8 protein-coding genes are annotated in these 8641 nt (G+C 70.6%); 7 read left to right on the forward strand and 1 reads right to left on the reverse strand.

Features of this window, described 5'->3' with window-relative positions:
- Positions 1–106 precede the first annotated feature (106 nt).
- Positions 107–1546, reverse strand: coding sequence for a gamma-aminobutyraldehyde dehydrogenase (locus ACFU97_RS30850; RefSeq protein WP_384263186.1), 1440 nt, complete (start codon positions 1544–1546; stop codon positions 107–109).
- A 168-nt stretch (positions 1547–1714) separates the two neighbouring features.
- On the opposite strand from ACFU97_RS30850, the gene ACFU97_RS30855 reads away from it, so the two are divergent.
- The 7 genes from ACFU97_RS30855 (at position 1715) to ACFU97_RS30885 (ending at position 8522) form a co-directional block, all read left to right on the forward strand.
- On the forward strand, positions 1715–2230 hold the full coding sequence (locus ACFU97_RS30855) for an Lrp/AsnC family transcriptional regulator (RefSeq protein WP_384263188.1): 516 nt from the start codon (positions 1715–1717) through the stop codon (positions 2228–2230).
- Between the two features lie 19 nt (positions 2231–2249).
- Complete coding sequence (locus ACFU97_RS30860; RefSeq protein WP_384263191.1) at positions 2250–3614, forward strand: aspartate aminotransferase family protein; 1365 nt, start codon at positions 2250–2252, stop codon at positions 3612–3614.
- A gap of 192 nt (positions 3615–3806) precedes the next feature.
- On the forward strand, positions 3807–4547 hold the full coding sequence (locus ACFU97_RS30865) for an ABC transporter ATP-binding protein (RefSeq protein WP_384263194.1): 741 nt from the start codon (positions 3807–3809) through the stop codon (positions 4545–4547).
- Positions 4529–5878 carry a hypothetical protein gene (locus tag ACFU97_RS30870; protein ID WP_384263197.1) on the forward strand — a complete coding sequence of 450 codons (1350 nt, stop codon included), beginning with the start codon at positions 4529–4531 and terminating at the stop codon, positions 5876–5878. The genes ACFU97_RS30865 and ACFU97_RS30870 overlap by 19 nt, the downstream gene beginning before the upstream one ends.
- Positions 5879–5973: 95 nt before the next feature.
- Positions 5974–6381, forward strand: coding sequence for a VOC family protein (locus ACFU97_RS30875; RefSeq protein WP_384263200.1), 408 nt, complete (start codon positions 5974–5976; stop codon positions 6379–6381).
- Between the two features lie 163 nt (positions 6382–6544).
- Positions 6545–7666: an LOG family protein gene (locus tag ACFU97_RS30880; protein ID WP_384263203.1), complete on the forward strand. Its 1122-nt coding sequence runs from the start codon at positions 6545–6547 to the stop codon at positions 7664–7666.
- A gap of 163 nt (positions 7667–7829) precedes the next feature.
- Positions 7830–8522 carry an LAETG motif-containing sortase-dependent surface protein gene (locus ACFU97_RS30885; RefSeq protein ID WP_384263206.1) on the forward strand — a complete coding sequence of 231 codons (693 nt, stop codon included), beginning with the start codon at positions 7830–7832 and terminating at the stop codon, positions 8520–8522.
- Positions 8523–8641: the final 119 nt, after the last annotated feature.

An 8641-nucleotide genomic window follows, 5' to 3' on the forward strand; every position in this document is an offset into this window, starting at 1 on the left:
GACAGTCACCCCAAAGTCGGGCACTTGATGGGGGGAGCAAAAAGGCGACACCTCCCCGCCCAAAAAAGACGTCTCCTCCCCCCCCCTCCGCCTCACGCCGTGGGGACTACGCGTCCAGCGACGTCATCACGTGCTTGATACGCGTGTAGTCGTCGAAGCCGTACGCCGACAGGTCCTTGCCGTAGCCGGACTTCTTGAAGCCGCCGTGCGGCATCTCCGCGACCAGCGGGATGTGGGTGTTGATCCACACGCAGCCGAAGTCGAGCTTCTTGGACATCCGCATCGCGCGGCCGTGGTCCTTGGTCCACACCGAGGAGGCGAGGGCGTACTCGACGCCGTTGGCCCACTCCACCGCCTGGTCCTCGTCCGTGAAGGACTGGACGGTGATGACCGGCCCGAAGACCTCCTTCTGGATGATCTCGTCGTCCTGCTTCAGCCCGGAGACGACGGTCGGGGCGTAGAAGTAGCCCTTCTCGCCGACCTGGTGGCCACCCGCCTCGACCTTGGCGTGGGCGGGCAGGCGCTCGATGAACCCGGAGACCTGCTTGAGCTGGTTCGGGTTGTTGAGCGGGCCGAACAGCACGTCCTCGTCGTCCGGCTGACCGGTCTTGGTCTCGGCGGCGGCCTTGGCGAGTGCCGCGACGAACTCGTCGTGGATGCCCTCCTGGACGAGCACGCGGGTGGCGGCCGTGCAGTCCTGCCCGGCGTTGAAGAAGCCCGCCACGGAGATGTCCTCGACGGCCTTCGCGATGTCGGTGTCGTCGAAGACGACGACCGGCGCCTTGCCGCCGAGCTCCAGGTGGACGCGCTTGAGGTCCTTGGAGGCGGACTCGGCGACCGACATGCCGGCCCGCACCGAGCCGGTGATGGAGGCCATCGCCGGGGTCGGGTGCTCGACCATCAGACGGCCGCTGTCACGGTCGCCGCAGACGACGTTGAAGACGCCCTTGGGCACGATCGAGCCGATGATCTCGGCGATCAGGACGGTGGAGGCCGGGGTGGTGTCCGACGGCTTCAGCACGACCGTGTTGCCGGCCGCGAGGGCCGGGGCGAACTTCCACACGGCCATCATCATCGGGTAGTTCCACGGCGCGACCTGCGCGCAGACGCCGACCGGCTCGCGGCGGACGATGGAGGTCAGGCCCTCCATGTACTCGCCGGCCGAGCGCCCCTCCAGCATCCGGGCCGCGCCCGCGAAGAAGCGGATCTGGTCGACCATGGGCGGGATCTCCTCGGACCGGGTGAGTCCGATCGGCTTGCCGGTGTTCTCCACCTCGGCCGCGATGAGCTCCTCGGCCCGCTCCTCGAACGCGTCCGCGATCTTCAGCAGGGCCTTCTGCCGCTCGGCGGGCGTGGTGTCGCGCCAGGCCGGGAAGGCCGCGGCGGCGGCCGCCATCGCGGCGTCGACGTCCGCCCGGCCGGACAGCGGCGCGGTCGCGTACGCCTCGCCCGTCGCGGGGTTGACCACCTCGGTGGTCCGTCCGTCGGCGGCGTCCCGGAACTCACCGTCGATGTAGTTGCGCAGACGACGCAGCTCGGTGCTCACTGCCGGCCTCCTGTCAGGTCGAGCTGTCCATTGACTGAGACACCCACCCTAATCCGCCCGCCGACGTTTTCAACACCCCCACTCGGCCTGTTTCTGCGAAATCCGCAAGTCTCCGTCTCACAAACAACGAATTTCATCGCTCCGGCCTTGCGGAACTGCCGAGACGTCGTGCACAGTGAGCTGGTGGCCAGTCGAAGCGCAGAGCAGCGGGACTCCCGCGAGTCCAGGAACGGCACTCCTCATCTGGATGCCGTCTCCCTCGCCATCATCGAACAGCTCCAGGAGGACGGCCGCCGGCCGTACGCCGCCATCGGCAAGGCCGTGGGCCTCTCCGAGGCGGCCGTGCGCCAGCGCGTCCAGAAGCTGCTCGACCAGGGCGTGATGCAGATCGTCGCCGTCACGGACCCGCTCACCGTGGGTTTCCGCAGGCAGGCGATGGTGGGCATCAACGTCGAGGGCGATCTGGAGCCGGTGGCGGACGCGCTGACCACCATGCCGGAGGTCGAGTACGTGGTGATGACCGCGGGCTCGTTCGACATCCTCGCGGAGATCGTCTGCGAGGACGACGACCACCTGCTGGACGTCATCAACAAACGCATCCGGGCCCTGCCCGGCGTGCGCTCCACCGAGAGCTTCGTCTATCTGAAGCTCAAGAAGCAGACCTACATGTGGGGAACCCGATAACCGTGAGGACCCGATAACCGTGAGCACCAAGGACCTCAGCCGCACCGCGTACGACCACCTGTGGATGCACTTCACCCGCATGTCCTCGTACGAGAACGCCCCGGTCCCGACCATCGTCCGGGGCGAGGGCACCTACATCTACGACGACAAGGGCAAGCGCTACCTCGACGGTCTCGCGGGCCTGTTCGTGGTCCAGGCCGGTCACGGCCGCACGGAACTGGCCGAGACCGCCTTCAAGCAGGCGCAGGAACTCGCGTTCTTCCCCGTGTGGTCCTACGCCCACCCGAAGGCCGTCGAACTGGCCGAGCGCCTGGCGGACTACGCGCCCGGCGACCTCAACAAGGTCTTCTTCACCACCGGTGGCGGCGAGGCGGTCGAGACCGCCTGGAAGCTCGCCAAGCAGTACTTCAAGCTGGTCGGCAAGCCCACCAAGCACAAGGTGATCTCCCGCGCGGTCGCCTACCACGGCACCCCGCAGGGCGCCCTGTCGATCACCGGCCTGCCGGGCCTGAAGGCCCCGTTCGAGCCGCTGGTCCCGGGCGCGCACAAGGTCCCGAACACCAACATCTACCGCGCCCCGATCTTCGGCGACGACCCGGAGGCCTTCGGCCGCTGGGCCGCCGACCAGATCGAGCAGCAGATCCTCTTCGAGGGCCCGGACACGGTCGCCGCGGTCTTCCTGGAGCCGGTGCAGAACGCCGGCGGCTGCTTCCCGCCCCCGCCCGGCTACTTCCGGCGCGTGCGCGAGATCTGCGACCAGTACGACGTGCTGCTCGTCTCGGACGAGGTCATCTGTGCCTTCGGCCGCCTGGGCACGATGTTCGCCTGCGACAAGTTCGACTACGTGCCGGACATGATCACCTGCGCCAAGGGCATGACCTCGGGCTACTCCCCGATCGGCGCCTGCATCATCTCCGACCGCCTGGCCGAGCCGTTCTACAAGGGCGACAACACCTTCCTGCACGGCTACACCTTCGGCGGCCACCCGGTCTCCGCGGCCGTCGGCCTCGCCAACCTCGACCTGTTCGAGCGCGAGAACCTCACCCAGCACGTGCTCGACAACGAGGGCGCCTTCCTGCAGACCCTGCAGAAGCTGCACGACCTGCCGATCGTCGGCGACGTCCGCGGCAACGGCTTCTTCTACGGCATCGAGCTGGTGAAGGACAAGCACACCAAGGAGTCCTTCAACGACGAGGAGACCGAGCGCGTCCTGTACGGCTTCCTCTCCAAGGCGCTCTACGACAACGGCCTGTACTGCCGTGCCGACGACCGCGGCGACCCGGTCGTCCAGCTCGCCCCGCCGCTGATCTCCGACCAGGGGACCTTCGACGAGATCGAGCAGATCCTGCGTGCGACGCTGACGGAGGCGTGGACGAAGCTCTAGGCTCCGCCGCCTCCGCCCGGTCATACGGCCCGGGGTGCACCCGTAAGAGTGAGAAGGGTGCCCCCGGGCCGCGTGCTGTCCGGCGCAGCGCCCTCGGCTCCTTAGCGTGCCTGGTAACCGATCGGCCCAGCCTTCGTTCCCCCGCCTGGGGGAAAGGCACGGGAACTACGGATCTGAACGAGGTGTACGCCCATGGAGGCCCCGCCGGACAACGACGTGCTCTGGGCACGTGCCCTGCACTTCCAGCACAGCGACGGCTCTCCGGGGCTCAGCGGTGTCTCGCTCGGCGTCCGCGAGGGCGAGATCGTCGCCGTCGGCGGCCCCCGGGGCAGCGGCAAGACGACGCTGCTGCGCTGTCTGTCCGGCCTGGTGCCGGTGCGGCGCGGCGAGGTGTGGTTCAACAGCGTGCCGGTGCACACCATGGGCCCGATGACCCGCGAGCGGCTGCGCCGCGACCGCTTCGGCTGGATCGACCCGGCCCCGGTGCTCGTACCGGAACTCAACGCCTGGGAGAACGCCGCCCTCCCGCTGATGCTCCGCGGCACCAGCCGCCGGCGCGCCAAGACCGCCGCCCTGGAGTGGCTGGAGCGCCTCGACATCGGCGACAAGGCCCGGCTGCGCCCGCACGCGATGAAGCAGGCCGAGCGGCAGCGCGTCTCCATCGCCCGGGCCCTCGCCCCGGCCCCCACCGTGCTGTTCGCCGACGAGCCGACCGCGCCGCTGCACCGCGCCGACCGCGCCCATGTGCTGCGTACGCTCACCACGGCCGCCCGCTCGCACGGCATCACGGTCGTCCTCGCCACCCACGACGCGGAGACCGCGGCCCTCGCCGACCGCACGGTGTCCCTGCTGGACGGCCGCCGCGTGAACACGGTCCACCTGCCCCCGGTCACCGAGACGGAAGGCCGGGCCGCGTGCTCGCTCTCCGTCTGACCCGCGGCGCCCACCCGGCCGTACACCTGCGCCGTGCCCTGGTGGCGCTGGCGTCGGCCGGGACGGGCTTCCTCCTGCTGTGCGTCCTCGGCTACGCGATGAGCCATGCCGAGAGCCCCGCCTCCTCGGTGCTGCGGCTCGCCTGGTGCCTGACCCCGCTGGCCGCCAGCGTCCACCTCGCGACGGCGGTGGCCCGCACCGACCCGTCCACCCGGCCCCGTCCCGGCCTCTCCGCCGTCGGTCTGGGCCCGGGCCGCCTGATGACCATCTCGGCGGCCACCACCGCCCTGTCCTGCACGCTGGGCTCGCTGCTGGCCCTGCTGGTCTTCCTGCAGCTGCGCGGCGACTTCACCGGCGGGGTCGTCGGCGGGGCGGCCGCCGCCTTCCTCGCCGCGGACCAGCCGCTGCCCTTCCCGGCCGCCCTGACCCTGCTCGCGCTGGTGCCGGCGATCGCCTCGACGAGCGTGGCGCTGGTCCTGCGCCCGCGCGACCCGCGGCCGGGCACGCCCCCGCGGGGCTACGGCCGCTTCGGCGCGTACGGCAGGTCGGTGGCGCAGGAGACGTTCGGCGCTTACGGCCGCTTCGGCGCGCGCTTCCGCAGCAGCACGGGGCACCGCTCGGCCGACGCCGTCCTGCCCGCGGCGGTCATGTCCGCCCCCGCCGAGCCCCCCGCCTCCCCCGCGCCCGAACCCGACCCGGACCCCACCCGGCCCCCGGCTCCGCGCAACGCGCCCGCGGGACTGCCCTGGGGCATCGCGGTCCTCGCCGCAGGTCTCGCCGTCGAGGCCTACGCCGGGGGCGCCACGGACGGCTCCCGGCTCACCCTGCCCGGCGGTCTCGCCACCGGCGCGCCCGGCATCCTGATCGGCTGGGTCCTCACCGCCCTCGGTCTCGCCCTCGCCGGTCCCGGCCTGACGCACCTGTGCGGCCGCCTGCTGCAGTCGGCGCGTCCCGGGGCCCTCAGGCTGCTCGCCGGGCGCGTGCTGATGGAGGAGGCCACCCGCATCGGCCGCCCGCTCGGCGTCGTCTGCGCTGTCGCCTCCGGGGTGGTCGCCATGGCGGCGCTGTTCGACGCGGACCAGCCCGGCTTCGGCCCGCTCACCACCCTCGGCACGCTGCTGGTCGCCGGCTGCACCGTGGCCACGCTGCTGACCTCGGCCGTGGAGGCCCGGCAGGCCCGGTCCGACACCACGGCCGCGCTGCTGCGGCTCGGGGCGCCCGCGACGATGCTGCGCGGTGCCGCCGCGCTGCGGGCCGGCGCGCTGCTCGCCGTGTTCGGCCCGCTGACGCTGGTCGTGGCCGAGCTGGCGGCGCTCCCGCTGGCCCGCTGACCCCTCGTGGAACACGATGCCCGGGAACCGATGAGTTCCGCACGGGCCTCCGGTCTACCCCCGCGAACGGCAACCGCCCGATGGGAGAGACGCACATGCACCAGCAGATGATCTTCGTGAACCTGGCCACCGACGACGTCGCCGCGTCGAAGAAGTTCTTCACGGAGCTCGGCTACACGATCAACCCGCAGTTCAGCACCGACGACTGCACCTGCGTGGTGATCAGCGACACCATCGTCGCGATGCTGCTGAGCAAGCAGCGGTACGCGGACTTCACGAAGAAGGAGATCGCGGACTCCACGAAGACCAGCGAGGTGCTGATCTGCCTGAGCGCGGAGAGCCGCGAGAAGGTCGACGAGCTGGTGGGCAGGGCGGTCGCGGCCGGCGGCACCGCCAACGACGACGTCCAGGACCACGGCTTCATGTACGGCCGCTCCTTCGACGACCTCGACGGCCACTCCTGGGAGGTCATGTGGATGGACCCGGCGGCGGTCCAGGGCTGAACGTCCGTGGCGCCTCGGCCGGACCGGGCGGGAGCCCGGTCCGTGCGGTCGTGCCACTCGGCCGGGATCTCCTTGAGTTCCATGCCGTCTTCCGCCTTCGTCACGGTCCCCGCCCCGGAGTCGACGCCCTCCGCGGGCGCACGCCGTGCCTAGCATGGGCCCCGTGCACACGAGCCCGGCCCATGCGGCCCACCACGACGAGCGCGAGATCGAGACGCTCGAGGACTTCGACGCGACCGTCTCGGCGCGCGGCACCCTCGCCGGATACCGCGTCCAGGCCGTCGATCTGACCGACCGCACGCGGGAGTTGCTCACCACCGACACCACCCGGGCCGTCTTCCTCGGCTGCGCGATGCGCGAGGAGGCCGCGGCGAAGATCCGCGGCGACGGCGCCCTGGTCTTCCCACCCGTCCCGCATCTGCCCTTCGACCCCTACCGCGGTCACCTCTACACGCCCGACGACCTGTTCGCCTCGCTGGAGCAGGGCTACGAGCGGACGCCGGACGCCCTGGCCTACGACTGGTTCCAGCGCACCAAGGCGGACGGCGACATATACGCCTCGATGCTGCGCGCCGTCCACGACGACTCCATCTCCGACGCCCTGGACGAACTCCTGCGCGGCGCACGGGTGGTGGGCGTCATGGGCGGTCACGCGATGAAGCGCGGCACGGAGGCGTACGCCGGTGCCGCGCGCCTCGGCCGGGACCTGAGCCGCGCCGGGTTCACCGTGGCGACCGGCGGCGGCCCGGGCGCCATGGAGGCGGCCAACCTGGGCGCGTACACGGCGCCGTACGACGACGCCGTGCTCGACGAGGCCTGCCGACTCCTCGCCAAGGCGCCCTCCTTCACGCCGTCCGTCACCGAGTGGGCGCAGGTCGCCTTCGAGGTGCGCACGCGCTGGCCGAAGGGCAACCACTCGGTGGGCATCCCCACCTGGTTCTACGGCCACGAGCCGCCGAACTCCTTCGCTTCGCACATCGCCAAGTACTTCGCCAACGCCACCCGCGAGGACGGCCTGCTGGCCCGCTCCAACGCGGGCGTGGTCTTCCTGCCGGGCGCCGCCGGGACCGTACAGGAGATCTTCGACAACGCGACGCCCAACTACTACGAGTCGCGCGGCGAACCGACGCCCATGGTGCTCGTCGACCGCGAGCACTGGACGGAGCGGCTGCCCACCTGGCCCCTCTTGCGGGCGCTCGCCCGGGAACGGTCCATGGAGTCCCGTATCGCCCTCGTTGACCGTATCGAGGAGGCTCCGGAGGCGTTGAAACGTCTCTGTGGTTAATAAGAAGGCAAAGCCAACGGCCGGGCCCCGTCTACGCATTGACACTTCTTATGGAACGCTTATAGACCTGTGGTTCTCCTGGGGAAAGTGAGGCTTCGCCTCCACAGCCGCTTCACTTCTCCATGTCAACCCCCCTCAGTTGCGCACCCCGTGAAGGGCAAACGTGTCCATAACCCGTCGTACCGCACGTCGTTCCGTGCAGATCCTGGGCGTAGCCGCCGCCTCCTCCGCGCTCGCTCTGAGCGCCGCGGGCAGCGCGCTCGCCTGCAACATCAGCGAGTTCTCCGCCGAAGCCAAGTGCGACGGCGGCAAGGGCAGCATCGTCGTCACCGACAAGGACGGCTCAGGCACCCCGGCCACCATCACCGTGTTCCTCGAGAACAACGGCGCCGACGTCCAGAAGGTCGGTGAGCAGGAGGTCACCGGTACCCGTGAGGGCGTCACCGTCACCTTCAACGAGGACTGGAAGGCCAACGCCGAGTACCGCGTCCACGTCACGGCCGGGAAGAACAAGGATCGCCCGATCGTCGACAAGGACATCACGCCGAACCTGACGACCCCGTCCGAGGGCTGCTCGAAGGACGAGTCGACCCCGCCGGCGACCCCGTCCCCGTCGGAGTCCACCACGCCTCCGGCCGACGAGACCCCGGCCCCGTCCCCGTCGGAGAGCAGCTCCGCTCCGGCCGGTACCTCGAGCAACGCGCCGTCCCCGGCGGCCGGTGACTCGAACCTGGCCGAGACCGGTGCCAACTCCAACACCGGCATGATCGCCGGTATCGCCGGCGCCCTGGTCGTGGTCGGCGGCGGCGCCGTCTTCTTCGGCATGCGTCGTCGTGGCGCGAACAGCAAGAGCTGACGCCTCACCCGCAGTATCGCTGTGGCCCGTCCCCGTATCCCCGGGGGACGGGCCACGGTTGTGTTTGGGGGTGGGCGGTTGCCGCCACCAGTCGGGCAGCATGAACAACCTAGACAGGT

It is taken from the genome of Streptomyces sp. NPDC057616, from assembly GCF_042800575.1.
Classification (GTDB): domain Bacteria; phylum Actinomycetota; class Actinomycetes; order Streptomycetales; family Streptomycetaceae; genus Streptomyces.